Consider the following 26,049-nt stretch of genomic DNA (forward strand, 5'->3'; position numbering starts at 1 on the left):
AGCCGCTGAGTCCCAGGGCGACCGAAAACGTACCCATGGGCGGAATGCCATGCCGCCAGTTGTTTTACTTCACTTGCCCGGTTCTGCGACGGCCGGTGAAGATCTCGAGGTGACGTTGACCAGACCCACGGCCGGGGCGGCCGACGCGAGCGGGCCGATACGGCGTCCCGGAACCGTCCGGGCCGTCGCCGTCCTCGTCCTCGTGGCGCTGGCGGCGCTCATACCCCTGCTCGCCCCGTCCGCCGCGCTGCACGGCACCGGCGAGGCCGCGGCACCCGGCGTCGGCGGCATCGCGCTGCTGCGGGCGGTGCTGTTCGCCGCGCTGTGCGTCCCGGTGGGCGAGCTGTTCGTGAACCGCCTGGCCCGTGCGCTGCCGGGCGCCCCCGACGCCGCGCCGCCCCACAGTTGGGCCCCGTACGCGGCCGGCGCCGGTCTCCTCGCCGCCCTGGGACTGGCCTCGGTCGTGGCCACGGGCAACCTGGTGCCGCACAGCCTCGCCCAGGTCGACGTCGGCGGGCTGTACGACTCCCGGGACGGCAAGCTCGCGCTGATCCAGGTCAACGCATTCCTGGCGGCCGGCCTGTGCGCCCGCTCGCGCCGCCCGGCGATCCAGTTGTGGCCCCTGGCCGCGGTGATCGTGGCGGAGGCGCTGCGCGCGCATCCCGCCCCCGAGCACGATCCGCTCCTCGGTTCGGGGCTGACCCTGATCCACCTGACGTGCGCCGTCCTGTGGACGGGCGGCCTGCTGCACGTGCTGCGGACACTGCGCCGCTGGGGTCCCGCGGAGGCGGGTCCCGCGCTGCTGGGACTCTACGCGCGCGTGGCGGCCGTGCTGCTCGCCGCCATCACCGCGACAGGGGTGTGGAGTTCGCTGCGCCGGATGCCGCCGCACACCGTCCTCGACCAGCTGACCACGACGGCGTACGGACGCGTCCTGCTCGCCAAGGTGGTCCTCGTGGCCGGCGTCGCCCTGCTCGCCCTGTGGGCGCGCGTCCGCCTGAGCCGTGCCGCCGACCCGCTGACCGCCTGCTCCCCCGCGCGCGCGGAGGTCGCCGTGCTGGGAGTGGTGGTCACGGTGTCGGGGCTGCTGACGGCGCTGCCGCTGCCGATCAGATGGTGAACGTCAGTTGGTCACCAGCACCTTGAGCGCGGTGCGCTCGTCCATCGCCTTGTAGCCGTCGGGGACGCCTTCCAGACCGACCGTCATGTCGAAGACCGGCGAGGCGTCGACAGTGCCGTCCAGGACGTCCGGCAGCAGCTCCGGGATGTAGGCGCGGACCGGTGCGACGCCGCCGCGCAGCGCGATGTTCCGGTCGAACATGACGCTGAGATCGAGACCGGTGCCGCTGCCGTGCGGCACGCCGACGAAGCCGATCGCGCCGCCGTCGCGGGTGATGTCGACCGCCGTACGCATGGACTGCTCGGTGCCGACGGCCTCGACGACGGCGTGCGCGCCCTGTCCGCGGGTGAGTTCGCGCACGGCCTCGACGGCCGCGTCCCCGCGCTCGGAGACGACGTCGGTGGCGCCGAAGCGGCGCGCGATGTCCGTACGCACCTGGTGGCGGCCGAGGGCGATGATCCGCTCCGCGCCGAGCCGCCTGGCGGCGAGCACCGCGCACAGGCCGACGGCGCCGTCACCGACGACGGCGACCGTGGCACCCGGGCGCACGCCCGCGCCGAGGGCGGCGTGGTGGCCGGTGCCGAGGACGTCGGAGAGGGTCAGCAGGGAGGACAGCAGGTGGTCGTCGGACGCGGCCTCCTTGGGGAGCTGCACGAGGGTGCCGTCGGCGAACGGCACGCGCACGGCCTCGCCCTGGCCGCCGTCGTGCCCCACGGCGCCCCAGAAGCCGCCGTGCTCGCAGGAGGTGGTCAGGCCCTCGCGGCAGTAGTCGCAGACGCCGTCGGACCACATGAACGGCGCGACGACGAGGTCGCCGCGGCGCACCGTGATCACCTCGGAACCGGTCTCCTCGACGACTCCGAGGAACTCGTGCCCGATCCGCTGCCCCGGCTGCCGGGCCGCCTCGCCGCGGTACGCCCACAGGTCGCTGCCGCAGATGCAGGCGCGCAGCACTCGCACCACGGCGTCGGTGGGCAGCTGCGCCACGGGTTCGGGCACGTCCTCCACGCGCATGTCGTACGGGGCGTGGATGGTGGTGGCGCGCATGGCGAGGGTCCTTCTCGTGCTGTGTCGTGGGCGCGCTCAGGGGTGGCGAGCGCACTTCACCGTACGCCGCCACCGGTGCGGGCCGCGCGGCGAGGGCGCCCGGAGCAGGCGAAACACTCCCCGGGGTACGTCAGGCGGCCGCGGTCCCCTCTGCGGCGGCCGGCTCCGCGACCGCGGCCGGCTGCGTCACCGGTGCCGGCCGCCAGCCCGGTCCGCAAAACACCCGCCCGGCCCGCTCGCGCCAACTCCGGGCCGCCCGTACATCGTTGACGATGGAGACGTACTCGTGGGTGGCCACCTTGATCGGATTGAACGTGTTGATGTTCTTGGTCAACCCGTAGACGGGCCGCTCGTCCTCGGCCACGAACGAGCCGAACACGCGGTCCCAGACGATGAGGATGCCGCCGAAGTTGCGGTCCAGATAGCCGCCCTGGGAGGCGTGGTGGACGCGGTGGTGCGACGGCGTGTTGAGGACGAACTCGAACCACCGCGGCATCTTGTCGATCCGCTCGGTGTGGATCCAGAACTGGTAGACGAGGTTCACCGAGGAGCAGAACGCGAGCGCGGCGGGGTGCACGCCGGCGGCGACGAGAGGGACGTAGAACGGCCAGGAGGTGAGGGACGTCCAGGGCTGGCGCAGCGCGGTGGAGAGGTTGAACTTCCGGCTGGAGTGGTGGACGACGTGGCAGGCCCACAGGATGCGGATGACGTGGTGGCCGCGGTGCTGCCAGTAGTAGAAGAAGTCCTGGGCGAGCAGCATCAGGACGACGGTCCACCACAGCACGGGCACGCGCAACGGGGTCAGTGCGTAGATCGCCGTATAGATGCCGACGATCGGGGCCTTCCACAGGAAGTCGAAGAAGAGGCTGCCGAGCCCCATGCCGATGCTGGTCGCGGCGTCCTTCGACTCGTATCCCGCGGCGTCCTCGTCGGGATGGATGCGCACGCTGATCATCTCGACGACGGTGAGCAGCACGAAGGCGGGTATCGACCACATCACGGTGTTGGGCAGGTTCGGCATGTAGGCACCGTAGGACCACTGATCGGCCACGGCCAGACGTTGTTACCCACAAGTACCGAAGGTCGTCCCACGCCGACGCGCGGGCGGCCGGCCGCTAGACCCCCGCCGCACCCAGCAACGCACCCGCCGCGTACGTGACCCCCATGGCGAGGGCCCCGCCGACCATGTTCCGGACGACCGCCGGCTGCGGCTTCGCGGCGCCCAGGCGCGCGCTGCTCCAGCCGGTGAGGGCGAGGGCCGCCAGCACCGACACCACCGTGACCCCGAGCCGCCAGTCGGGCGGCGGCAGCACGATCGCCAGCAGCGGCAGCAGCGCCCCCACGGTGAACGACAGGAAGCTCGCCCATGCCGCGTGCCAGGGGTTGGTCAGCGTGTCGGGGTCGATGCCGAGCTCCACGCGCGCGTGCGCCCTGAGCGCGTCCCGCTCCGTCAGCTGCTCGGCCGCCTCCCGGGCCACCTCGCGCGACATCCCGCGCTGCTCGAGCAGTTCGGTCAGTTCCTCCAGTTCGGCCTCGGGCTGCTCGCGCAACTCCCGCCGCTCCTGGGCGAGTGCGGCCATCTCCGAGTCCCGCTGGGTGGAGACGGACACGTACTCGCCCGCGGCCATCGACATCGAGCCGGCCAGCAGACCGGCGAGCCCGGCGGTGAGCAGCGCGGAGCGGTCGTCGGTCGCGCCGGCCACGCCCACGACGAGACCCGCCGTGGAGACGATGCCGTCGTTCGCGCCGAGAACGGCCGCCCGCAGCCAGTTCAGGCGCTCCCCCAGAGCGCCTGAGTGCGCCTCGTCGTGCGTAGGTTCCGTCACACCCGGGAGGATGCCACCCCGGGCGTCACCAGACCCGTACCGACGCTCCCCGCGCGAACGCCGGGCTCGTCGCGTCCGCCGGGGACTTCTCCAGCGGCTGCGCGACCTCCTCCACCGTGGGGCCCACCTTCGCGGCGATCGGGTCCAGCAGGTCCAGGTCGAAGCCGTAGACGCGGGCCGCGTTCCCGCCGATCATGGCCGCGACCTCGTCACGCGGCACATCCGCGTAGGCGATGCGCAACCCCTCCCTGGAGTAGGGGTAGGTCCCCTCGTCGTGCGGGTAGTCGCTGCCCCACATGATCTTGTCGATGCCGATACGGTCCCGCAGGGGCACCTCGTGGGGGCGCATGAAGCTGGCGCCGACGAAGCAGTTCTCGTGCCACACCTCGGAGGGTGGCCGGCCCATGCGGGCGGCCAGGCCCGCGCCGAACTTGGACTCGGCGGTGCTCGCCCTCGTCGCCGCCGCGACCAGGCGGCCGTGGTAGTAGTCCAGCATGTCGAGCACCCCGGGGATCCAGCCCGAGCCCTGCTCGGTCAGCACCAGGTTCAGCCCCGGGTGGCGGCGGAAGGCGCCGCCGAACACCAGGTGCCACAGGGCGCGGTGGGAGAACCAGGTCGTCTCGACCATGAAGACGGCGCGGGCGGCCGGTTCGTCGCCCAGTGGCGGGGACGCCGAGCCCGCGTGGTGGTTCACCGGGACTCCCAGCTCCGCGCAGACCGCCCAGACGGGGTCGTACGCCTGCGAGTAGAGCTCGGGCAGGCCCGAGCCCGGAGGTGTTCCGGGCAGCATCAGGCCGCCCTTGAGGCCGGCTTCGGCGGCCCGGCGGATCTCCGCGACCGCCGCGTCCACGTCGTTCAGCAGGACCTGGAAGACGCCGGCCCGCCGTCCGGGCGCCGCCGCGCAGAAGTCCGCGAGCCAGCGGTTGTGGGCGCGCAGGCCGGCCCAGCGCAGCTCGAGCTCCCCGGCGGTCGGGGCGGGCGCCATCAGGGAGCCGGAGGGGAAGAACGGCGGGATCGTGTTCGGGAACACGACCTCCGCGACGATGCCGTCCTCCTCCAGCTCGGCCACCCGGCGGTCGGAGTTCCAGTTCTTGTCGGCCGTGTCGGCGAGCAGGTCCTCGTACGGATTGACGTACGTCGCCGCCCAGACGTCGAAGTCGTCGTGGTACCGCTTCTCCAGGTACGGCCTGTAGTCCAGCAGGTCGGCTCCGGCGTGGCAGTCGGCCGAGATGACCGTGTACCGGTCGCTCACTGTGTCACCCCCAGCATCGGGAAGTCGTGGTCGGTCAGCCAGTGCCGGCCCACCTCGCGCGAGCGTGCCCAGGACGCCGCCACGGCCTCCTGGTCGTCGGGCTGGCCGAGGTCGGCCGGGGTGGGGCCGATGCGGCGGGCCAGTCGGGTCAGCCCCGCGGTGTCGAAGCCGAAGACCTCCGCGGCAGCGAGGCCCAGCATGCGGCGGGTCTCGGTCACCGGGATGTCGTGGAAGGTGCGCCGCAGCCACGCGCGCGTGTCGGGCCAGGTGCCCTCGGGGTGCGGGAAGTCGCTGCCCCAGAGGATGTTGTCGACGCCGATCTCGTAACGCTGGGCCAGTTCACGGCGCTTGGTGTTGGTCGCGCAGATGAAGACCTGGCGGTCCAGGTACTCGTGCGGCGGACGCTTCAGCTCCTGGAACGGGGAGAGCTTCTTGCCGCCGTGCGCGCCCAGGTAGAGGCGGTCCATGAACCACAGGAGGTTCGGCAGCCACCAGCAACCCGACTCCGCCACACCGAACTTCAGGCCCGGATGGCGCTCGAAGACACCGGACCACAGGAGGAACCAGAGCGGCCGCGCGGGCCACCAGGTGACCTCGGAGACGTAGATGCCGAGGTGGTCGCCGTACTCGTGGCGCGGAGCCGCTCCCGAGTGCGTCACCACGGGCATCGCGCACTCGGCGGCCGCCGCCCACACCGGGTCGTAGCGGCGGTCGTGGTAGGGCTCCTTGTCGACCCACATGGACGGGATCATCAGGGCGCGGAGGCCGGATTCCCTGGCACGGTGCACCTCGGCGACCACGCGGTCCACGTCGGCCGTGATCGGCAGCAGGGCGACCCCGCAGTGCCGTTCGGGGTGCTCCGAGACGAAGTCCGCCAGCCAGCGGTTGTGCGCCTGGGCGCCCGCCATGCCCAGCTCCGGGTCCTGGTCGCCGGAGAGGCCGAGGCCCACGCCGAAGGGCGCGGCCGTGCGGCTGTCCACCGCGTCCGCGTCGGGGAAGACCACCTCGGCCGCGACCCCGTCGCCGTCGAGCTCCTTGAGCCGCTGCGCGGCGTCCCAACCCCCGCGCAAACCTTCCTCGTTGTCGTGGAACCACTTGGCCGCGAACGCCTCGTTGCGGATGCCGAGCCGGGTCATCTCCTCACGGCGGCGGTCGCGCCCGGCGAGGAAGTCGTCGAAGTCCCGGTGGAAGCGCGTGTCCAGATAGGGGCGGTACTCCTCGGTGGGCAGCCCGGCGTGGCAGTCGGAGGAGATGATCAGGTACGGGTCCTGCGGGTCCTGGCCGGTCACGCGATCCCCCTGTCAGTCCAGGATGAAGCTCTCGAGATACGACGGGTTGGTGCGGTCGAGCATCGAGCGGGCCCGCGCGCGGATCTGCGCGTCGCTGTGCTCGCTCGGCGGCAGGAGCCAGAAGCGGTCGGCTCGTACGCCGTCGACGACGAGGTCCGCGACCTCCTCCACGGGCGTGAAGTGCACCTCCTTGCCGGCGTCGCGCATCGCGCCCTCCCACTGGCCGAGGCTGCGGTACGGCGTCCTGCGCGGCCGCTCCTTGGCGTACCGCGCGGGCCGGTTGCGGTGCGACTCCCACAGGCCGGTGCGCAGCATGTGCGGTCCGGGGAAGAGCACCGACGCGCCCACGCGCGCGTGCTCGGCCCTGAGATGGGCGTAGAGGGACTCGGTCATCGTCACGACGGCCGCCTTGGTGACGGCGTAGACGGAGGCGGTGGGCAGCGGGGCGATGCCGCCGTCGCCGGAGGACGTGTTGACGACATGACCGGGTCGACCCGACTTGATCATCCGTGGAACGAACGCCTGGACACCGTGGAAGACGCCCCACACATTGACGGAGAACGCCCATTGCCAGTCGTTCGGCTCGTGCTCCCACATCCGGCCCTCGGCGCCCGAGCCGACCCCGGCGTTGTTGCACAGCACGTGGACGGCGCCGTAGGTCTCGTACGCCGACTCGGCGAGGTCCAGGACCTGTTGGCGCTCCCCGACGTCCACCACGCGCGCGTACACGTCGGCGCCCTCGGCGCGCAGGCCGGAGGCGGCCTTGTCCAGCGCGTCCCGCTCGACGTCCGCGAGGACGACCTTCAGTCCCTCGGCCGCGAACCGCCGGGCCATCGCGAGCCCGATCCCGCTCGCGGCGCCGGTGACGACGGCAACCTGTCCGGCCTTCAGCTCCATCAGCGCGTCCCTTCGGACGGCGGTGCGTCGTGGACCTGCTGCGGATCGTCGTAGCGCTGGTGGACGTACGGCAACAGCGCCTCGGCGCCGACCCGTTCCACGACCTTGCCGCGCTGGTCGCTGGTCTTCTCGCCGATGGTGATGTCGACGAGCTCGAGGACCGGGAGGTCGGCGACCGGGTCGTACATGGACTCACGCAGGACGACGTCCCCGGTGATGCGCTCCAGCCTGCGCACCTTCTCGTGGCGCCGGCAGTGCACCAGCACCGGGCCGGCGTCGAAGCCCGAACCGTCCACCGCGGGAAGGAACTTGAAGTAGAAGTCGGTCTTCCGGCTCGGCTCGGGCAGCGGCAGCTCCCCGTCCACCGCGCCGCGCACCTCGACGAACGAGATGCCGTGCCGGGCCATCCACGCGTGCACGACGAGCCCGTCCCGCTCGACCGCCACCTCGCCCAGCTTCTTCGGCTCCCCGAAGACCTCACGGCCGCCGGTGAGGGCCCGCTCGTGGGTCATCGGCATGACGAGCGGATACCAGCCGTCGACGCCGGCGTGACTGGCGGCGACCGCGAACGAGCCCGCTCCGAGCGGGTATCCGGGCAGTTCGACCTTGCTGATGTTCACCCGGACCAGTGGCCTGCCGGTGGGTTTGAGGGGTGGCGGCAGGACCGCGGCGAGTGCGTCCGGGTCGGTCTCCCACCGGGCCACGACCCCGGTGGACCAGATGTCGGGCAGCCGCGCGCTCGCCGTGCGCGCGGCGGCGATCTCCGCCTCGGTCCGTGCGCCGTACCGTACGCGTGCCATACACCGTACCGCCCTTCCGTCGAGGGTCACACGCCGGGCGGGCAGCACGGTCGCACCGGGGACCGAAAAGGTCCATAGCCATGGGCACAGACATTCGCGCCATTCGCGGCACGCGAACGGACCGGCGTGGAAGGCCACCTGACGGTCAGGACTGTCAGTGGCGGCCCGTATCCTCAGGGACCATGCTCGAAGACCGTACGACCGCAGCGTCCTCCCCCACAGCGTGGCCGGCCGCGTATCCGGTGGGATACGCGGTCGTTGACGTGGAGACCACCGGCCTGGCCCGCGACGACCGGATCATCTCCGCGGCCGTCTACCGCCTGGACGCGCGCGGCGAGGTCGAGGACCACTGGTACACGATGGTCAACCCCGAGCGGGACCCGGGCCCGGTGTGGATCCACGGTCTGACGAGCGACGTACTGGAGGGCGCGCCCCTCTTCCACGACATCGCCGAGGAGTTCGCCTCCCGGCTGCAGGGCCGGGTGCTCGTCGCGCACAACGCGGTCTTCGACTGGCAGATGATCGCGCGCGAGTACGCGCGCGTGAAGCGCGAGGCGCCGGTACGTCAGCGGCTGTGCACCATCGCGCTGTCCAAGGAGCTGGGTCTGCCGCTGCCCAACCACAAGCTGGAGTCGCTGGCCGCCCACTTCGGCGTCGTGCAGCAGCGCGCGCACCACGCGCTGGACGACGCGCGCGTGCTGGCCGAGGCGTTCCGGCCGAGCCTCAGGGCCGCGGCGGAGGGGGACGTACGGCTGCCGCTGCTGGAGTGCCGGCCGCTGACGGAGTGGACCGACCGGCCCGTGCCGCGCCAGTCCGGCGGCTACGGCGCCTACCGGCCGACCAGTTGGCGTCCCGCCCGCAAGAGGCCCGCGTGCCCCTACCCCAACCCGGGGCGCTACGAGGACGGCAAGCCGCTCAGGCAGGGCATGCGGGTCGCCTTCTCCGGCGACACCTCGGTGGAGCGGGACCTGCTGGAGGACCGCGCGACGGAGGCGGGGCTGCATGTCGCGACGAGCCTGTCCCGGCTGACCAGTCTGCTCGTCACGAACGACCCGGACTCGGGCACCTCGAAGGTGGTCAAGGCCCGGCAGTTCGGCACGCCGGTGGTGGACGAGGCGGCGTTCGGCCAGCTGCTGCGGGACGTCGAGCCCTCGGACGGGTGACCCGTACGGACGGGTGATTGCCGCGCGACTCGCCCGCCGCCCTCTCGCCCGTGCGACGGCGAGGGCTCACCCTGTGGCGCATGGCGACCTGTGAAGTATGTGGCAATGACTACGGAATGTCCTTCGAGGTGCATGCTCAGGGAGCGGTGCACGTCTTCGACTGCTTCTCCTGCGCGATCCATCGCATGGCACCCCAGTGCGAGCACTGCCGGGTGCCGATCATCGGCCAGGGCGTGGAGGTCGAGGGCCAGTGGTACTGCGGCGGGCACTGCGCCCGCGAGGAGGGCAAGGCGGGAATCGTCGACAAGGTGTGACCCCTCGCCCGCCCGGCGGCACCCCCCGCGATGACACCCCACGACCGAGATGTACGGTCGTGGGGTGTACCGCTTCCTGTTGTCCCGGCAGTGGGTGATCCTCACCCTCGTCGCCCTCGTGCTGATCCCCACCATGATCAGGCTGGGCATCTGGCAGAAGCACCGGTACGAGATGCGGACCGCGCGCAACGACCTGGTCTCCTCGGCGCTGCACGCCAAGCCGGTACCCGTGGAGCGGCTCAGCTCGCCCGGACACGCGGTGACCACCGCCGAGAAGTACCGCACCGTCACCGCGACGGGCACCTTCGACACCGCGCACGAGGTCGTCGTGCGGCGCCGCACCAACTCCGACGACGAGGTCGGCTTCCACGTCCTGACCCCGCTCGTCCTCACCGACGGCAAGGTGGTGCTGGTCAACCGCGGCTGGATCCCGGCGAACGGCGCGCAGACCACCTTCCCGAAGATCCCCGCGCCGCCCGCCGGCAAGGTCACCATCAAGGGCCGTCTGAAGGCCGACGAGACGACCGCGGCGAGCGGCATCAAGGAGATCAAGGGACTGCCCGACCGGCAGATCATGCTGATCAACAGCGAGGAGCAGGCGCGCCGTCTCGGCGCCACGGTCCTCGGCGGCTACGTCGAGCAGACGTCGCCGGAGGCCAAGGGCGGCAGCCCCGAGCAGATCTCCGACCCCGGCAGCGAGGACGCCCCGCTGAACTACGCGTACATGATCCAGTGGTGGCTGTTCGCCGCCGCCGTGCCGGTGGGCTGGTGGGTGCTGGTGCGGCGCGAGCGCCGCGAGCGGGAGGAGGCGGCTGCCGAGTCGCCGTCCGAGGAGACGGAACCGGCCACCGTCTGACCCACGCGTCCCGCGCCGCCCGGCCGTCACTCCCGCGGCCCCCGGCCTGATTGCCCGGCGCCCGGGCCGGGAATCCGCAACTGCGTGCACCACCACCGCATCGAGGACTACGCCCTCATCGGCGACGAACAGACCGCCGCCCTGGTCGGCCGGGACGGCTCCGTGGACTGGCTGTGTCTGCCCCGGTTCGACTCCGCGGCCTGCTTCGCCCGGCTGCTCGGCGACGAGGACAACGGCCACTGGCGCATCGCGCCCAAGCACGCGCCGGGCCACTGCACCCGCCGCGCCTACCGTCCGGACACCCTGGTGCTGGACACGGAGTGGGAGACCGGCAAGGGTGCGATCCGCGTCACCGACCTGATGCCCCAACGCGACCGCTCGCCCGAACTCGTGCGCGTCGTGGAGGGCCTGAGCGGCCAGGTCACCGTGCGCAGCACCCTGCGGATCCGCTTCGACTACGGCTCGATCGTCCCCTGGATGCGCAGGTCCGGCGACCACCGGGTGGCCGTGGCCGGCCCGGACTCGGTGTGGCTGCGCAGCGAACCGCTGGTCGAGACGTGGGGCAAGGACCGCGCCACGCACTCGGAGTTCACGGTGAGGGAGGGCGAGCAGGTCGCGTTCGTCCTGACCTGGCACCCCTCGCACGAGCCCCGTCCGCCGCTCGTCGACCCGTACGAGACGCTGCGCGCCAGCGTCCGCGACTGGCAGATGTGGGCGCGGCGCTGCCGTTACGACGGCCCGTACCGCGACACCGTCGTCCGGTCCCTGATCACGCTCAAGGCGCTCACCTACCGCCCGACCGGCGGCATCGTCGCCGCGCCCACCACCTCGCTGCCCGAGGAGCCGGGCGGCGTCCGCAACTGGGACTACCGCTACTGCTGGCTGCGCGACTCCACCCTGACCCTGAACGTGGGCCTGTCGGCGGGCTACCGGGAGGAGGCCGAGGCCTGGCGCGACTGGCTGCTGCGCGCGGTCGCGGGCGACCCGGCCGACCTGCAGATCATGTACGGCCTCGGGGGCGAGCGGCGGCTGCCGGAGTTCGAGCTGCCATGGCTGTCCGGCTTCGCCGGCTCGCGCCCGGTGCGCATCGGCAACGAGGCCGTGGGACAACTCCAACTGGACGTGTACGGCGAGGTGATGGACTCCCTCCATCTGGCACGGCGCGAGGGCCTGCCCACCAAGCCGCACATGTGGGACATCCAGGCAGCACTGATGGAGTGGCTGCGGGAGCAGTGGCGGCAGCCCGACGAGGGGCTGTGGGAGGTGCGCGGCGGCCGGCGCCACTTCGTGCACTCCAAGGTCATGGTGTGGGTGGCCGCCGACCGCGCGGTCCGCACCCTGGAGGAGAACCCGGAGCTGCGCGGCGATCTCGACGGCTGGCGCGCGCTGCGCGACGAGGTGCACCGCGAGGTGTGCGAGAAGGGCTTCGACCCGGAGCGCAACACGTTCACGCAGTACTACGGCTCGCGCGAACTCGACTCCGCGGTCCTGCTCATCCCCCGGGTCGGCTTCCTGCCTCCCGGCGACCCGCGTGTGCTCGGCACCATCGACGCGGTCCGCGAGGAACTGGGTCAAGGCGGCTTCCTGCGCCGCTACAGCACGGCCGGGACGGCGGTCGACGGGCTGCCCGGCGACGAGGGCACCTTCCTGGTGTGCTCGTTCTGGCTCGCGGACGCCCTGAACATGACGGGCCGTCGGAAGGAGGCCCGGGAGCTGTTCGAACGGCTGGTGGGCCTCACCAACGACGTGGGTCTGCTGTCCGAGGAGTACGACCCCGTGGAGCACCGGCAGCTCGGGAACTTCCCCCAGGCCTTCAGCCATGTCGGCCTGGTGAACACCGCCCTCGCCCTGTTCGGTGACGAGGAGGCAGGATAGGGGCCATGGATCTTGGACTGAAGGACCGGGTGTACGTCGTCACCGGGGCCACGCGGGGCCTCGGCAACGCCGCCGCGCGCGAGCTCGTCGCGGACGGCGCGAAGGTGGTCATCACGGGCCGGGACGAGAAGCGGGCCGGCGACGCGGCGGCCGAGCTGGGGCCGAACGCGGCCGGGATCGCCGTCGACAACTCCGACCCGGACGCGCCGGCACGCCTCATCGAGGCCGCGCGGCAGCGGTTCGGCGGCTTCGACGGCATCCTCATCAGCGTCGGCGGGCCGCCCGCCGGGTTCCTCGCGGACAACACGGACGAGCAGTGGCGTACGGCGTTCGAGTCGGTCTTCGTGGGTGCGGTCCGGCTCGCCCGGGCGGCGGCCGCGGAGCTGGAGGCCGGGGGTGTGATCGGGTTCGTGCTGTCCGGCTCGGTGCACGAGCCGATCCCGGCGCTGACCATCTCCAACGGACTGCGCCCGGGTCTGGCCGGCTTCGCCAAGTCGATCGCGGACGAGCTGGGCCCGCGCGGGATCCGCGTGGTCGGCCTGCTCCCGGCCCGGATCGACACGGATCGCGTGCGCGAGCTGGACGGGTTGTCCGCCGACCCCGAGGCGACGCGGGCGGCCCACGAGTCCCGGATCCCTCTTCGCCGTTACGGCATGCCGGACGAGTTCGGGCGTACGGCGGCGTTCCTGCTGTCGCCGGCCGCCTCCTACCTGACGGGGATCATGGTCCCGGTCGACGGCGGCATGCGGCACGGCTTCTGACAGCGCTCAACTCACCCTTTCCGCCCGGTGCTTGACGGCCTTCATCCGCACCTCCGCGGGGAAGGCCGCGAGGCCGGCCGAGTTGCGGGCGTGCGTCAGCGCCTCGGCGGCCAGCTCGTGGAGGGCCGTTCCCGGGTCCACGTGCGGTTCCAGTTCGAGCTGCAGACGTGCCTCGGGGGCGGTCCGGCCGCCGGTCAGCCGGGCGCGGGCGTGCGCCACGCCCTCCAACTGGCCCGCCTCGCCCGCCAGTACGTTCTCCAGGGCCCGGCCCCGCAGCAGCGCGCCCTCGCCGTCGCCGGTGTCGACCAGGACCTCGGCGAGGCGGCGCCGGCGCAGGACCGCGGTCAGCCACCACAGGCCGATCAGGACCAGCACGGCCAGCGCGGCGATGACGGTCGGCCACCACCACCCGGAGTCCCGCCAGTGGGTGCGTTCGGCGTCGCTGAGCAGAACGTCGTGCCGGCCGTCGTGGATCCACCAGGAGGGCGGCCGCACCCCGAGTCCCACGGCCAGTACGGCGCCGCCCAGGACGAGCAGCACCAGCCCGGCGATCGCGATCAGTACGCGGTTGACGGTCCTCAGCACCGCGCTCACCCCTTCCGTCCGGGACGCCGTACGTGCACCGTCAGCGCGGGCGGCCGGGCGAGCCCCATGCCCCTGACCGCCTCGCCGAGCGTGCCGTCCAGATCGGCCTGTACGTCGTCCAGTTCGCGGAAGTGCGAGAGGGCGGAGACATCGGCGCGGCGGCGGCGCGTCCGCACCCGTACGGACTGGACGCCGGCGACCTCCATGGCGCGGTCGCGCAGCACCAGGGCGGCCGCGTCGCGGTGCAGTCCGGCGCGTACGTCGGCCTGCGGGCGCCGCATCGGCAGCACGTCGCGCAGGCCCGGCGTGACGGCGAGCACGATCAGCCAGAGGCCGAGGGCCGCTGCGACGCCGGCGCCGACGAGCACCCAGATGTCGTCGAGGGGGCGCTCGGCGAGCTGCTTGGCGAGCTCGCGGCGCCAGCTCATCGCCGGCCGGTTCGCGCGGACGGCGGCGATGTCGTAGAGGAAGACGCCCGCGACGGCGAGAACCAGGACGGCGACGATGGCCGCCGGGACGCGGCGCGCGGACCAGAAGCGGCCCTCGCGCGCGCCCTCGTCGGCGGCCGGGGGTGGCGCCCCGAGGTCGAGGCCGTCGTCGAACTCCTTCTCGATGACCGGTAGTCGCTGTGTGATGCCCTCGGAGCCCTGGGACTCGCTCATCGCGTCCTCCCCTGTGCCGCGCCGTGCGCCGGGGTCAGGTGCAGCCGCTCCACGTGGACGGCGACCTCCGGCACCTCCATGCCCACCAACGCGCGTACCCGCAAAGCGACATGTCGACGCACCTCGGCGCAGCGGGTCCCGATGTCGCAGGGATAGTCGAGCTCGATGTGGACGCGGACGTGCGCGAACGACGCATGGTGCACCACGACCGTGGCGTGCGGGTGCGCCGTGGCCGCGGACTGGTCGGCGAGCGTCTCGCGGGCCGCCTGGGCGGCGATCTTCGAGACCACCCGGTCGGCGATCCGGGTGGCCCCGCGTTCGCCCGGCGTGACGGCGGCCGGGGATCTGGGCAGCTCGCCGACGCTCTCACTCACCGATGTCACCGCCGACGGTCGTCACGCGTACGGAAGAAGTCACCGACCTGCAGGTCCCCTTCCAGGAACCGGCCGACGACGAAACCGATGGCGCCCAGCGCGGCCACCAGAAGGAAGGCCCCGAAGCCGCCGAAGTATCCGGCGAAGCCCAGTGCCATGCCGGCGATCATGCCGACCACGGCCATGCTCATCGTGCGCTCCCCTCAGCGGTGCGGTTGTCAGGTCGCCGGCGCGTCACTGGATCCGGGGCTCCGGCTCCTCGTCCTCTTCGTCCGGCAGCTTGACGTCACTCACCGCGATGTTGACCTCGACGACCTCGAGGCCCGCCATGCGTTCCACCGCCGCGATGACGTTCTCGCGCACGGCGTGGGCGACGTCGGAGATGGAGACGCCGTAGTCGACGACGATCTCCAGGTCGAGCGCCGTCTGCACCTCGCCGACCTCGGCCTTGACGCCCCGCGTCACGGACTTCGAGCCGCCGGGGACCCGGTCGCGCACGGCCCCGAAGGTACGGCTGAGGCCGCTGCCCAGGGCGTGCACGCCGACCACGTCCCGTGCGGCGAGCCCCGCGATCTTCTCGACGACGCCGTCGGCGATCGTCGTCCGTCCCCGGGTGGCCGGGTCTCCGCCACCACGCCGCGTCGTCTTGCGCACGGTCGCGGATGTGTCCGGCACGTCCTTCTCTCCTCCGGGGGTCCTCGTCCGGTTCTGCTCCGTCATATCGGTCATCGCCGTACGTCCCTTCGGTTCGTCCTCCTCAGACCACGGTATGTGGGGTTGCGCTCCCGCGCGCCAGGGATGCGGCAGGCTGGAGCAATGACGGCGGAACGATGGGCGCAGACGGTGCGGCATCAGTTGGGTCTGGGCAGGCTGCTGCCCCTGGGTGGCCCGCGGGACGGTGCGTGGATCTCGGAGGAGGCGGCCGAGGCGGCGCTGCGCCGTGCGGCCGAGAAAATGCCGGGAGTACGGCTGGACGTCCTCCGGATCGCCCTCGCCGACCCGGAGGACGTGCACGATCCGGTGGTGCCTGCGCCGCCGAGCGCCCTGCCGCCCGGACCGCTGCGGGTGACGGCGGAGTTCGCGGCGACCGCCGCCGTGCCGTTGCCGGCGACGGCGGCCCTGGTGCGTACGACGCTGACGGCCGCGGCGGAGGACCGGCTCGGCCTTCAGGTGGCGGAGGTGGACCTGCAGGTCACGGCCCTCCTGGACGAGGAACCGGAATCCGTCCCCGTACGGCAGCCCGACCCGCCGCGTGCCGCGGAGCCCGGGCCTGACGACGAGGGCCGCGCGGCGACCGCCGCCCTGGCCGTCCCGGGGGTCACCCACCTCACGACCGGCCTGGGCCGGGCGGTCCACCTCGAGGAGAGACCCGCTCAGAACGCCCTGCCCCACCGCCACGCGCGCGTGGAACTCGCGGTCGACCCGGGCCACCGCGCGTCGGACGTGGCCCGGCAGGTCCGCACGGCGGTCCAGGACGCCCTGCCGGACCGCCCGACGGTGGCGGTACTGGTGACGGCGATCGGCTGACACGCCACCGCGACGGGCCGGCCGGCGAACGCGGACCACCGCACCCCCGGCAGCCCGCGACGGGCCGGCCGGCTTGTGGCGCCGCGCCTGACGGCCGGCTCGCGCCGCGGCCGAACGGGGGCCGCAGCGCCGAGCCGAGGTGTTACTCGCCGAGGCCCGCCAGGTCGCGCAGGCGGCGGGCCTGGGCCGAGCGTTCCGCGGTGCGCTGGTCGTCGTAGGAGCGGCCGTGCGCTCCGCGGATCAGGGCCTTCGTCTCGATCACGGCGTCGCGGGGCGCGGCCAGGATCGCGGACGCGAGGTCGTGGACGGCGCCGTCGAGCTGGTCGGCCGGGACCGCGAGGTTGGCGAGGCCCGTGCTGACGGCCTCCTCGGCCTGGACGAGGCGCCCGGTGATGCAGATCTCCAGGGCGCGGGCATACCCGACCAGCCCGACGAGCGGGTGCGTGCCCGTCAGGTCCGGCACCAGCCCGAGGCTGGTCTCGCGCATGGCGAACTGCACGTCGTCGGCGACGACGCGCAGGTCACAGGCGAGGGCAAGCTGGAAGCCCGCTCCGATGGCATGCCCCTGCACGGCGGCGATGGACACGAGGTCGCTGCGCCGCCACCAGGTGAAGCCGTCCTGGAACTCGGCGATGCTCGCGTCGAGTTCACCGTCGCTGCTGCGCGCGAGATCGATGAACGTCGGCTCGCCCTCGATGCCTTCGGGCGTGAACATCTGCCGGTCGAGGCCGGCCGAGAAGGACTGGCCCTCGGCACGCAGCACCACGACACGGACCGACCCCGGCAGGACCCGCCCGGCCTCTGCGAGCGTCCGCCACATCGCGGGGCTCTGCGCATTGCGCTTGGCCGGATTGGTCAGCGTCACCGTGGCGATCGCGTCGTCGACGGTGAGCCGTACGCCGTCCTTGTCGAGTACGGGACCGAGGTCCTTGGCGGACGTGGCCATGGGGCGCCTCCGATGGGTGCGGTCAGCAGAGCAGAGCTAAGTGACTGCACAGTAACCACCCGGCCGATCGTCCGACCGACCGGGTGGCCACCATCGAGGCCGAGGGGCCGCCCGGGGTCAGCCTGAGGCTTTCTTTCCCCGCGTCGCCCCGCCACGCCCACGGAGCGTGACGCCCGATTCGCTGAGCATCCGGTGTACGAAGCCATACGAGCGGCCGGTTTCCTCGGCCAGCGCCCGAATGCTCGCACCGGAGTCGTACTTCTTCTTCAGGTCTGCCGCGAGCTTGTCGCGCGCGGCGCCGGTTACCCGGCTGCCCTTCTTCAGAGTCTCGGCCACCCGTGCCTCCTCATGGGAAGTGCGCTCTGGTCTCCTCATGATCACCCCTCCGGGGCTTCATGGCCACCCATTCGGCAAGGTCCGTAAGACAGGGATTTGACGACAGGAGCGCATCCCCACAAGGGGAATCCGGGATTCCACCCGGCGGCGTTCGTACCGCCGAACGGGTTGTTCCGCGAAGTGCCAGGTCAGCGGCGTACGGCGGCCGAGCCCTTGCGGATAAAGGGCTCGGCCGGGATTTCGATGTAGGACACACCTCGGTACGAGGAGATCTCACACAGATGATGGATCACCGATGGGCCGAATGATCCATACGCTGTGGATCACGCTTTCGATCAAGCCAGGGCGACGAGATCCGCGTAGTCCGAGCCCCACAGGTCCTCGACACCGTCCGGAAGCAGGATGATCCGCTCCGGCTGAAGCGCCTCGACCGCGCCCTCGTCGTGGGTGACGAGAACGACCGCGCCCTGGTACGTGCGCAGGGCGCCGAGGATCTCCTCGCGGCTGGCCGGGTCCAGGTTGTTGGTGGGCTCGTCCAGCAGCAGGACGTTCGCGGCGGAGACCACGAGGGTGGCGAGCGCCAGCCGGGTCTTCTCCCCGCCGGAGAGGACGGCGGCCGGCTTGTCGACGTCGTCGCCGGAGAACAGGAACGAGCCGAGCACCTTGCGGACCTCGACGAGGTCCATGTCGGGGGAGGCCGAGCGCATGTTCTCCAGGACCGTGCGGTCGGGGTCCAGGGTCTCGTGCTCCTGCGCGTAGTAGCCGAGCTTGAGGCCGTGGCCGGGGACGACCGCGCCGGTGTCGGGCTGCTCGACGCCCGCGAGGAGCCTCAACAGGGTCGTCTTTCCCGCGCCGTTGAGACCGAGGATGACGACGCGCGAGCCCTTGTCGATGGCCAGGTCGACGTCGGTGAAGATCTCCAGCGAGCCGTACGACTTCGACAGGCCCTCGGCCATCAGCGGGGTCTTGCCGCAGGACGCGGGCTCCGGGAAGCGGAGCTTGGCGACCTTGTCGGACTGCCGGACGGCCTCCAGACCGGCGAGCAGCTTGTCGGCACGGCGGGCCATGTTCTGCGCGGCGACCGTCTTGGTGGCCTTGGCGCGCATCTTGTCGGCCTGCGAGTGCAGCGCCGCGGCCTTCTTCTCGGCGTTGGCCCGCTCGCGCTTGCGGCGCTTCTCGTCGGCCTCGCGCTGCTGCTGGTAGAGCCTCCAGCCCATGTTGTAGATGTCGATCTGGGCGCGGTTGGCGTCCAGGTAGAACACCTTGTTCACGACCGTCTCGACCAGGTCGACGTCGTGGGAGATCACGATGAAGCCGCCGCGGTAGGTCTTCAGGTAGTCCCGCAGCCAGATGATCGAGTCCGCGTCGAGGTGGTTGGTGGGCTCGTCGAGGAGGAGCGTGTCCGCGTCCGAGAAGAGGATGCGGGCCAGTTCGATACGGCGGCGCTGACCGCCGGAGAGGGTGTGCAGCGGCTGGCCGAGCACCCGGTCGGGCAGGTTGAGCGCGGCGGCGATGGTGGCGGCCTCGGCCTCGGCGGAGTACCCGCCCTTGGTGAGGAACTCCGTCTCCTGGCGCTCGTACTGCCTGAGGGCCTTCTCGCGGGTGTTGCCCTGGCCGTTGGCGATGCGCTGCTCGTTCTCGCGCATCTTGCGCAGCAGTACGTCGAGGCCGCGCGCGGACAGGACGCGGTCGCGGGCGAGGACGTCGAGGTCTCCGGTGCGCGGGTCCTGCGGGAGGTAGCCGACCTCGCCGGAGCGGGTGATGGTGCCGCCCGCCGGGATGCCCTCCCCGGCCAGGCACTTGGTGAGGGTGGTCTTGCCCGCGCCGTTACGGCCGACCAGACCGATGCGGTCGCCCTTGGCGACACGGAAGGTGGCGGACTCGATGAGGACACGGGCGCCGGCGCGCAGCTCGATACCGGAGGCGGAGATCACGGACAGGCTCCAGGGCAGACAGGGTCGGGTGGGCGGCTGAGGACGTTCCCGCCGTCTAATGCGCGAGGAGAATGGCCATGGGCCAAGTCTAACGGGGCGATGCAACGAGTTTTTCGGGGTTCGCGTGTTCGGTCGCCCGGGCGTGACGAAGGGCACGCCCGGGCGCGCGTGCGCCCCTCGGCTCAGCCGCCGGTGTGCACCTGGAAGGCGGCGCGGCGCACGGCCTTCGCCAGGGCGGGGTCGGGGTGCGCCGCGGCGAGCGCGACCAGGACCTGCACGGTGCGGGGGTGGCCGACGGCGCGCACCTCGTCCAGGAGCGAGGGGACGGTCGGCTGCACGGCCGACTCCAGGTGGCGTACGAGCATCGGGGCCTCGCCGTGGTCGGCGACGGCGGCGGCGGTGTCGACCCACAGCCAGGTGGCCTCCTCGCGGGTGAGCGCCTCGTGGGCGTCCTCGGGGTCCACACCGTCGTGCTCGGCCAGCCACAGCAGCGCGTACGGCCGCAGCGTGGGCTCCTCGACCACGGCGCTGACGTCGGGCTCGGCGGGGGCGCCGACCACGCGCAGCGCCTCGAAGGCGAGGCCGCGCAGCAGGGCGTCGTCACCGCGCGCGGCGTCGATGAGCTCGGTGACGGCGCTGCCCACGGGCCGGGCGGCGAGCCAGGCGCGGTACTCGGCGCGGGCGGCGTTGGGGCGCAGCTGGGCGCAGCCGCGGAGCATGTCCTCGGCCGCCTGCTCGATGTTCCCGGCGGGGCTCTGCGCGGCGACGCAGATCTGCTCCAGCTTGACCCAGACCGCCCAGCTGCCGAGCGGGGTGAGCGTGGCGTGCCCGTCGCCGTAAGTGAGCGCGCCCACGGCGGCGAGGGCGCGCAGGGACCATTCGAGGAGGGGGGCGAGCGGGGTGTCCGTGGGCTGCTGCTGCACGGGCTCCGGCTGCGGGCCGTAGGTGATCTCGCAGCGCGCGGTGCGCAGTTCGGTGACCCGCTGCTCCAGGAGGTCGAGGAGCTGGTCGACCGGGACTGGCCCGGCGGACAGCTGGAGGAACGAGAGCACCTGGGGCATGGCCGAGACGACCTCGGCGACGCCGGCGGGCTCGTGCTCCGCGGGCTCGGGGTGGGCGAGCGACCAGGCGTCGAAGAGGGCGACCCAGCCGCGCAGCACGGCACTGTCGTCGCGGTTCCAGGCGCGCAGCCGCCAGCCTGGGCGGGCGCTGTCGCCGTGGACCTCGATGAGGCCCGCGAGGCGGGCGGTGTCCCAGTCGGCGCGGACCTGAGCCGAGCTCAGGCCCAGTTCCACGGCGGCGCGTTCGGCGGTGTCGTCGGACAGGGTGGACTTGCCGTCCGCTGTCGCGCCGTCACCGCCCGGGCCGAGGGCGGCGTCGGCCCAGCGGGCGACGCGGGCCGCTGCGGCCAGACCGGAGCGCGCCATTCTGGCCAGCTCCGCGGGTGCCGGTGTGCCCTCCGGAGGGCGGGGCGCGGGGCGGCGTGAGCGCCGTTGGTTCACTGCTGTGGGGGCGGCGGCCAGGGGTCGCGGGCGGACGAGTCGAAGCCTGGAGTCGCGCGGGATACGGGACGTCACGGGTGCAGTCTTCCGGTTGACGGTCCGAAAACCCAAACGGAATGTCACGGCGGGCGACGGGACTGGCCAACGCACGGGGTCCGGCGGGCGGCCCGGGGCCGAGAACAGGCCAGTCGTACGGCCTTAAACGGAACCGGGCCGACCGTACAGGTGCGCGCACGCCCGGCCCCGCGCGCGGGGCCGGGTGCGAGTCACATGAGCGGGGTGAGGAAGCGGCGCAGCGCTTCCTCGTAGGCCTCGGGGTCGGCGTTCCACATCGCGCCGTGCGGCGCCTGCGCGACAGTGTGCAGGGCGATCAGGTTGGGGCGGGCGTTCGCGAGCCGGCGGGAGTACTCCCAGGGGGCCAGGGTGTCGTCCGGGCCGTGGAAGATCATCGCCGGCACGGTGAGCTGCGCGGCCTCCGCGGTGCGGTCGCGCCGCAGGCCCGTGCGCCCCTGGGCGGCCCGTACGGCGAGCGGCAGCAGGGCGCCAGGGGTGCGGCGGGCCGCCGCGAGGGCGCGCAGCGTCGTCGGCCAGCTGAGGACCGGGGAGTCGAGGATCAGCCCCGAGATCCGCTCGCGCAGCGCGGAGCGCACGGCGGCGCGCAGCGCCATGGTGGCGCCGGTGGACCAGCCGTGCAGGACGACCTGCCGGGCGCCGTTGTCCACGGCGTACCGGACGGCCGCGTCCACGTCGCGCCACTCCGTCTCGCCCAGGTGGTTCAGGCCGTCCGGGGAGCGGGGTGCGCCGCGGTCGCCCCGATAGGCGAGGTCGAGCACCGGGAAGCGCTGGCGGTGCAGGAACTCCATGACGTTCATGGGGTGTTCGCGGGTGGCTCCCAGGCCGTGCACCGTGATCACCCAGGTGTCGCGCACGCCGGGCACGAACCAGGCGGGCAGGGCGCCCAGTTCGCCGAGGATCTCGACGTCGCGGTGGTCGAGGCCGAGGGCGGAGCGCGGGTCGCCGGTGTGCACGGCCGGCGTCAGCCGCACCTTGTCTCCCGCCTCCAGCGTGCCCTGAGTGACCCGCTCCAGGCGGCGCACGACGGTGTCGGCGGAGTGCGTGGCGGCGCCGAGCACCGGGCCGACGACCGCGTGCGTGCCGTTGCCGGCGAGGCCGTAGACGCCGGGGCGCAGGGCCGCCAGGTCCCGGGTGAGGGCGATCTGGCCCGCGGCCGTGGCGTGCACGGTGAGCCGGGGCTCGGTGGGCAGCGGTTTGCCCGGGGGCGCCTTGAGCGCTGCGTCGCTCGCGAACCGGCCCGCCGCCACGCTCGCCGCGCCGGCCGCCAGGGCTACGGTGACGGCCGCGGCCGTCGCTTTGACTGTGCGCACCCCTCCAGTGTCCCGGCGGACCCGGTGACCGGCCAGCGGGAGGAAGGCACGGGGTGACGCGAGTTCTCGGCGATTCTCTGGTCTGCTCACGCCGTTGCGGGTACCCCGCGGAGTCACCCGCGCTGCCCGTACCCGCGCAGTTTCTCGGCCACCTCCGCCAGCTGCCCGCCGGAGAGCAGGGACGGCGACAGGCCGGGCACGGACGACGCCGTGAGCCACAGCCGGCACATCCACTCCAGCTGCGCGGTGCGGTCGTAGGCCTGGTCCAGGGTGGCGCCGTAGGTCATCGTGCCGTGGTTCTGCAGGAGGCAGCCGGTGCGGCCGGCCAGGGCGCGGAGCATGTTCTCGGCCAACTCGTCGCTGCCATAGGTCGCATAAGGGGCGACTCGGACCGGACCGCCGAGGGCGGCCGTCATGTAGTGGATCGTCGGGAGCTCGGGGACGAGCGTGGAGACGGCCGTCGCGTGCACGGCGTGCGTGTGGACGACGGCACGGGCATCTGTGCTGCGGAAGACCGCGAGGTGCATGGGCAGCTCGCTGGTCGGGACCAGGGTGCCGAGCACCTGCCGGCCGTCGAGGCCGACGCCGGTCACGTCCTCGGGCGTGAGCCGGTCGTAGGGGACGCCCGACGGCGTGACCAGCACGGTGTCGCCGACGCGCACCGAGACGTTGCCGGAGGTGCCGACGACCAGCCCCTCGGACACGGTGCGGCGGGCCGTGGCGACGAGAGCCTCCCAGGCGCGCGCCTCCCCGGGGAGCACATCCCTCCGCCACGCTTTTGGCGCATCCCGTCCGCCGTCCCGGGCATCCCGGCCGTCCCGCTGATCCTGCCCCTGCTCAGCCATGCCGTGATCCTGCCAGGCGCACCCCGACACGCGGCCGGACCGGGGGCACTTTAGGACGGAGGCCGAGCCTCCGAAAGACCACATATGAAGACAAATCACCCCCTCGCCATGCTTGGCCTGAGAACACGGCACATGCAACGACCTTCCAGTAATCTCCCGTTGATCTGCCGTGCACGTCGCCATTCCGGGGGGAAACATGGCTCGTGATCACAAGGCGTTCCGCCGCCGTGGCTGCGCCGTCGCGGTCTCCGTGGCGGCGCTCACCGTCGCCGGCACCGTCCTCACCGAGCTTCCGGCCTCGGCGGCCGGTCTGCCGAAGGGGCACGACGTCTCCTCGCACCAGGGGAACGTCAACTGGTCGCGGGCGAGGGCCAGAGGCGCCCGGTTCGTCTACGTCAAGGCGACCGAGTCCACCACGTACCGCAACCCGTACTTCACCCGGCAGTACAACGGCGCCCGCAACGCCGGCATCATCCGCGGGGCCTACCACTTCGCGCTGCCGGACCGGTCCTCGGGCAGGTCCCAGGCGGCGTACTTCGTCCGCAACGGCGGCCGGTGGCGCGCGGACGGCTGGACCCTGCCGCCGGCGCTCGACATCGAATACAACCCCTACAGCGCCAAGCACCGGTGCTACGGCCTGAGCAAGGCGGCCATGGTCCGCTGGCTCCACTCGTTCAGCGACGAGGTGCGGCGGCGCACCGGGCGCCGGCCGGTGATCTACACGACCGCCCGCTGGTGGAACACCTGCACCGGCGGCAGCCGCTCCTTCGCCTCGAACCACGCGCTGTGGCTGGCCGGCCGCAGCCCGGCGGAGTCGGGATCGCTGCCCGCCGGGTGGTCGTACTGGACCTTCTGGCAGTACGGCACCAAGGGCAGCCTGCCGGGTGACCAAAATCTCTTCAACGGCTCCCGGGCGCAGCTGAAGAGGTTCGCCCGGGGCGGCTGACCAAGGGGCGCCGAGGGGCGAGGGGGACGCCGGGCCGAGGCGGAGCGGCGCCCCCGTCATCAGGTCACCTCAACGCCCTGCTCAGTTCATCTTCCGTTCACTCAGGTTTCCTACGGTCAAGCGACCGATGACTTCGAACGATTGCCTGGGTAAATGGAAAACTTCTCGCTGATCCTCGCGATTGTGGTCGTAACCGCACTCGCGTTTGATTTCACGAACGGTTTCCACGACACCGCCAACGCGATGGCCACCACCATCTCGACCGGCGCACTCAAGCCCAAGGTCGCGGTGGCCATGTCGGCCGCGCTCAACCTTGTCGGCGCCTTCCTCTCCGTGGAGGTCGCCAACACGATCTCCAAGGGCCTCGTCGACGAGGCCGGCATCCGTCCCGAGGTCATCTTCGCGGCGCTGGTCGGCGCGATCCTCTGGAACCTCGTGACATGGCTGGTGGGGCTCCCCTCCAGTTCCTCGCACGCCCTGATGGGCGGTCTGATCGGCGCCACCGTCGCCTCGGCCGGCTTCGGTGCCGTGCACGGCGACGTGCTCGTCACCAAGGTGCTCCTCCCGGCGGTCGCCGCCCCGATCGTGGCCGGCGTCGCCGCCATGATCGGCACCCGGCTGTCGTACACGATGAGCCGCAAGGCCGACGGCAAGGCCGCCGAGAAGGGCTTCCGCACCGGGCAGATCGCCTCCGCCGGCCTGGTCTCCCTGGCCCACGGCACCAACGACGCGCAGAAGACGATGGGCGTCATCACCCTCGCCCTGGTCGCCGGCGGTGTCGTCGCCCCCGACTCCGACCCGCCCACCTGGGTCATCCTCTCCGCCGGCCTCGCCATCGCGCTCGGCACCTACATCGGCGGCTGGCGCATCATCCGCACGATGGGCAAGGGCCTGACCGAGCTGCGGCCGCAGCAGGGCTTCGCCGCCCAGACCAGCGCGGCGACGGCGATCCTGGCCTCCTCGCACCTCGGCTTCTCCCTGTCCACCACGCATGTGGTCTCCGGTTCGGTGATGGGCGCGGGCCTCGGCCGCAAGGGCGGCGTCGTCCGCTGGTCGACCGCGACCCGGATGCTGATCGCCTGGGTGCTCACCCTCCCGGCCGCCGCCCTGGTGGCCGCCGGCGCCGAGTCCGTGACGGACCTCGGCGACTGGGGCACCGCCGTCGTCGCCGTCTTCCTGGTCGCGGCGAGCGCCACGATCTGGAAGCTCGCCCGGCGCCAGGTCGTCGACGCGGCGAACGTCAACGACACCGCGGAGCCGGCCGGCGTGGTGACCACGGCGATCGCCGCCGTGGCGCCGCCTCCCGCGGCCACGGTGACCGAGGACCTCAAGGCCACCGTCCCGGCCCCGGCCCCGACCGTCACCCCCGAACAGGCGGCCCCGGCGACCCCGCCGGCCGCGACCGTCTGAGCCGGCGCACCCGGTACGAAGGAAGAGAAGCAGCATGAAGATCGACTGGGCAGCTCTGGGCTCCGTCTTCGGTGTCAGCCTCGCGGTCACCGTGGGCCTCGTGACCCTGTTCACCCTCGGCATCATGGGCCTGTCGCGCCGCGAACGGGCCGTGGCCCAGGGCAACTCGGCGGCCCTCGCGGTCACCGGCGCGTACGTCTGCTTCGCGGCCTGCCTGGCGGCGGTGGCGTACGGCATCCATCTGATCATGGCGAAGGGCTGAGGCCCCGGCCGAAGACCGACGCACGCGTGGTGGCCGGCCGGGGGTACGTCCCGGCCCCACCCCGTTTCGTGTACCCCCCGACATCCGCGGGGTGGGCCTCAGCAAACACACCCCCCCCACGTACACCGGCAAATT

28 protein-coding genes are annotated in these 26,049 nt (G+C 72.4%); 10 read left to right on the plus strand and 18 right to left on the minus strand.

Annotated features, from left to right (window positions below; translation table 11 throughout):
- The first annotated feature begins 109 nt into the window (after window positions 1-109).
- A complete protein-coding gene (locus tag ACGFYN_RS24465) occupies window positions 110-1,120 on the plus strand; it encodes a CopD family protein (RefSeq protein ID WP_393867968.1) in 1,011 nt (336 codons plus the stop codon).
- Between the two features lie 3 nt (window positions 1,121-1,123).
- Here ACGFYN_RS24465 and ACGFYN_RS24470 read toward each other — a convergent pair whose 3' ends face one another.
- From ACGFYN_RS24470 to ACGFYN_RS24500, 7 genes are all read right to left on the minus strand, one after another.
- Complete coding sequence (locus ACGFYN_RS24470; protein WP_393867969.1) at window positions 1,124-2,167, minus strand: zinc-dependent alcohol dehydrogenase family protein; 1,044 nt, start codon at window positions 2,165-2,167, stop codon at window positions 1,124-1,126.
- A 130-nt stretch (window positions 2,168-2,297) separates the two neighbouring features.
- Window positions 2,298-3,188 carry a sterol desaturase family protein gene (locus ACGFYN_RS24475; RefSeq protein WP_393868188.1) on the minus strand — a complete coding sequence of 297 codons (891 nt, stop codon included), beginning with the start codon at window positions 3,186-3,188 and terminating at the stop codon, window positions 2,298-2,300.
- Between the two features lie 94 nt (window positions 3,189-3,282).
- A complete protein-coding gene (locus ACGFYN_RS24480; RefSeq protein ID WP_393867970.1) occupies window positions 3,283-3,993 on the minus strand; it encodes a VIT family protein in 711 nt (236 codons plus the stop codon).
- A 25-nt stretch (window positions 3,994-4,018) separates the two neighbouring features.
- Complete coding sequence (locus ACGFYN_RS24485) at window positions 4,019-5,245, minus strand: amidohydrolase family protein (protein WP_393867971.1); 1,227 nt, start codon at window positions 5,243-5,245, stop codon at window positions 4,019-4,021.
- Window positions 5,242-6,534, minus strand: coding sequence for an amidohydrolase family protein (locus tag ACGFYN_RS24490; RefSeq protein ID WP_393867972.1), 1,293 nt, complete (start codon window positions 6,532-6,534; stop codon window positions 5,242-5,244). Before ACGFYN_RS24490 ends, ACGFYN_RS24485 begins: the two co-directional genes overlap by 4 nt.
- 12 nt (window positions 6,535-6,546) lie before the next feature.
- A complete protein-coding gene (locus tag ACGFYN_RS24495) occupies window positions 6,547-7,431 on the minus strand; it encodes an SDR family NAD(P)-dependent oxidoreductase (protein ID WP_393867973.1) in 885 nt (294 codons plus the stop codon).
- Window positions 7,431-8,231: an acetoacetate decarboxylase family protein gene (locus ACGFYN_RS24500; RefSeq protein WP_393867974.1), complete on the minus strand. Its 801-nt coding sequence runs from the start codon at window positions 8,229-8,231 to the stop codon at window positions 7,431-7,433. The genes ACGFYN_RS24495 and ACGFYN_RS24500 overlap by 1 nt, the downstream gene beginning before the upstream one ends.
- Window positions 8,232-8,413: 182 nt before the next feature.
- On the opposite strand from ACGFYN_RS24500, the gene ACGFYN_RS24505 reads away from it, so the two are divergent.
- From ACGFYN_RS24505 to ACGFYN_RS24525, 5 genes are all read left to right on the plus strand, one after another.
- Window positions 8,414-9,394, plus strand: coding sequence for a DEDDh family exonuclease (locus tag ACGFYN_RS24505; protein ID WP_393867975.1), 981 nt, complete (start codon window positions 8,414-8,416; stop codon window positions 9,392-9,394).
- An 80-nt stretch (window positions 9,395-9,474) separates the two neighbouring features.
- Window positions 9,475-9,708, plus strand: a complete 234-nt coding sequence (locus tag ACGFYN_RS24510; RefSeq protein ID WP_393867976.1) for a hypothetical protein — start codon at window positions 9,475-9,477, stop codon at window positions 9,706-9,708.
- Between the two features lie 64 nt (window positions 9,709-9,772).
- Entirely contained in the window at window positions 9,773-10,564 is a 792-nt protein-coding gene (locus ACGFYN_RS24515) for an SURF1 family protein (RefSeq protein WP_393867977.1), read from the plus strand.
- 84 nt (window positions 10,565-10,648) lie between these two features.
- On the plus strand, window positions 10,649-12,439 hold the full coding sequence (locus ACGFYN_RS24520; RefSeq protein ID WP_393867978.1) for a glycoside hydrolase family 15 protein: 1,791 nt from the start codon (window positions 10,649-10,651) through the stop codon (window positions 12,437-12,439).
- Window positions 12,440-12,444: 5 nt separating this feature from the next.
- The gene (locus ACGFYN_RS24525; protein WP_393867979.1) at window positions 12,445-13,200 is read left to right on the plus strand and encodes an SDR family oxidoreductase; all 756 of its coding nucleotides are present in this window, start codon (window positions 12,445-12,447) and stop codon (window positions 13,198-13,200) included.
- A 6-nt stretch (window positions 13,201-13,206) separates the two neighbouring features.
- Here the strand turns inward: ACGFYN_RS24525 and amaP are convergent, their stop codons facing one another.
- From amaP to ACGFYN_RS24550, 5 genes are read right to left on the minus strand one after another with little or no spacing between them, the layout of a single operon-like run.
- On the minus strand, window positions 13,207-13,794 hold the full coding sequence (gene amaP / locus ACGFYN_RS24530; protein ID WP_393867980.1) for an alkaline shock response membrane anchor protein AmaP: 588 nt from the start codon (window positions 13,792-13,794) through the stop codon (window positions 13,207-13,209).
- Window positions 13,791-14,447, minus strand: a complete 657-nt coding sequence (locus tag ACGFYN_RS24535; protein ID WP_393867981.1) for a DUF6286 domain-containing protein — start codon at window positions 14,445-14,447, stop codon at window positions 13,791-13,793. Before ACGFYN_RS24535 ends, amaP begins: the two co-directional genes overlap by 4 nt.
- Entirely contained in the window at window positions 14,444-14,830 is a 387-nt protein-coding gene (locus tag ACGFYN_RS24540; protein ID WP_393867982.1) for an Asp23/Gls24 family envelope stress response protein, read from the minus strand. Before ACGFYN_RS24540 ends, ACGFYN_RS24535 begins: the two co-directional genes overlap by 4 nt.
- A complete protein-coding gene (locus ACGFYN_RS24545) occupies window positions 14,827-15,012 on the minus strand; it encodes a hypothetical protein (protein ID WP_393867983.1) in 186 nt (61 codons plus the stop codon). The genes ACGFYN_RS24540 and ACGFYN_RS24545 overlap by 4 nt, the downstream gene beginning before the upstream one ends.
- Before the next feature lie 43 nt (window positions 15,013-15,055).
- Window positions 15,056-15,550, minus strand: coding sequence for an Asp23/Gls24 family envelope stress response protein (locus ACGFYN_RS24550; protein WP_393867984.1), 495 nt, complete (start codon window positions 15,548-15,550; stop codon window positions 15,056-15,058).
- An 87-nt stretch (window positions 15,551-15,637) separates the two neighbouring features.
- Here ACGFYN_RS24550 and ACGFYN_RS24555 point away from each other — a divergent pair, with 87 nt between their 5' ends.
- Complete coding sequence (locus ACGFYN_RS24555; protein WP_393867985.1) at window positions 15,638-16,348, plus strand: nucleopolyhedrovirus P10 family protein; 711 nt, start codon at window positions 15,638-15,640, stop codon at window positions 16,346-16,348.
- 142 nt (window positions 16,349-16,490) lie between these two features.
- Here ACGFYN_RS24555 and ACGFYN_RS24560 read toward each other — a convergent pair whose 3' ends face one another.
- The 6 genes from ACGFYN_RS24560 to ACGFYN_RS24585 all read right to left on the minus strand — a co-directional run bounded on the left by ACGFYN_RS24560 (window position 16,491) and on the right by ACGFYN_RS24585 (window position 23,296).
- Window positions 16,491-17,294 (minus strand): enoyl-CoA hydratase/isomerase family protein, encoded by an 804-nt coding sequence (locus ACGFYN_RS24560; RefSeq protein ID WP_393867986.1) that lies wholly within the window; start codon window positions 17,292-17,294, stop codon window positions 16,491-16,493.
- Window positions 17,295-17,411: 117 nt separating this feature from the next.
- On the minus strand, window positions 17,412-17,630 hold the full coding sequence (locus ACGFYN_RS24565; RefSeq protein ID WP_384266437.1) for a helix-turn-helix domain-containing protein: 219 nt from the start codon (window positions 17,628-17,630) through the stop codon (window positions 17,412-17,414).
- A gap of 335 nt (window positions 17,631-17,965) precedes the next feature.
- Window positions 17,966-19,564: an ABC-F family ATP-binding cassette domain-containing protein gene (locus tag ACGFYN_RS24570; protein WP_393867987.1), complete on the minus strand. Its 1,599-nt coding sequence runs from the start codon at window positions 19,562-19,564 to the stop codon at window positions 17,966-17,968.
- 182 nt (window positions 19,565-19,746) lie between these two features.
- Window positions 19,747-21,141 (minus strand): hypothetical protein, encoded by a 1,395-nt coding sequence (locus tag ACGFYN_RS24575; RefSeq protein WP_393867988.1) that lies wholly within the window; start codon window positions 21,139-21,141, stop codon window positions 19,747-19,749.
- Between the two features lie 191 nt (window positions 21,142-21,332).
- Window positions 21,333-22,451: an alpha/beta hydrolase gene (locus tag ACGFYN_RS24580; protein WP_393867989.1), complete on the minus strand. Its 1,119-nt coding sequence runs from the start codon at window positions 22,449-22,451 to the stop codon at window positions 21,333-21,335.
- Window positions 22,452-22,564: 113 nt separating this feature from the next.
- A complete protein-coding gene (locus tag ACGFYN_RS24585; protein WP_393867990.1) occupies window positions 22,565-23,296 on the minus strand; it encodes a class II aldolase/adducin family protein in 732 nt (243 codons plus the stop codon).
- 196 nt (window positions 23,297-23,492) lie between these two features.
- Here ACGFYN_RS24585 and ACGFYN_RS24590 point away from each other — a divergent pair, with 196 nt between their 5' ends.
- From ACGFYN_RS24590 to ACGFYN_RS24600, 3 genes are all read left to right on the plus strand, one after another.
- Entirely contained in the window at window positions 23,493-24,242 is a 750-nt protein-coding gene (locus ACGFYN_RS24590) for a lysozyme (RefSeq protein ID WP_393867991.1), read from the plus strand.
- A gap of 153 nt (window positions 24,243-24,395) precedes the next feature.
- Window positions 24,396-25,652 (plus strand): anion permease, encoded by a 1,257-nt coding sequence (locus ACGFYN_RS24595; RefSeq protein ID WP_393867992.1) that lies wholly within the window; start codon window positions 24,396-24,398, stop codon window positions 25,650-25,652.
- Between the two features lie 34 nt (window positions 25,653-25,686).
- The gene (locus ACGFYN_RS24600) at window positions 25,687-25,914 is read left to right on the plus strand and encodes a hypothetical protein (RefSeq protein WP_393867993.1); all 228 of its coding nucleotides are present in this window, start codon (window positions 25,687-25,689) and stop codon (window positions 25,912-25,914) included.
- The last annotated feature ends 135 nt before the right edge of the window (window positions 25,915-26,049 follow it).

Origin of the sequence: Streptomyces sp. NPDC048419 (assembly GCF_043200415.1) — a bacterium.
Taxonomy (GTDB): Bacteria; Actinomycetota; Actinomycetes; order Streptomycetales; family Streptomycetaceae; genus Streptomyces.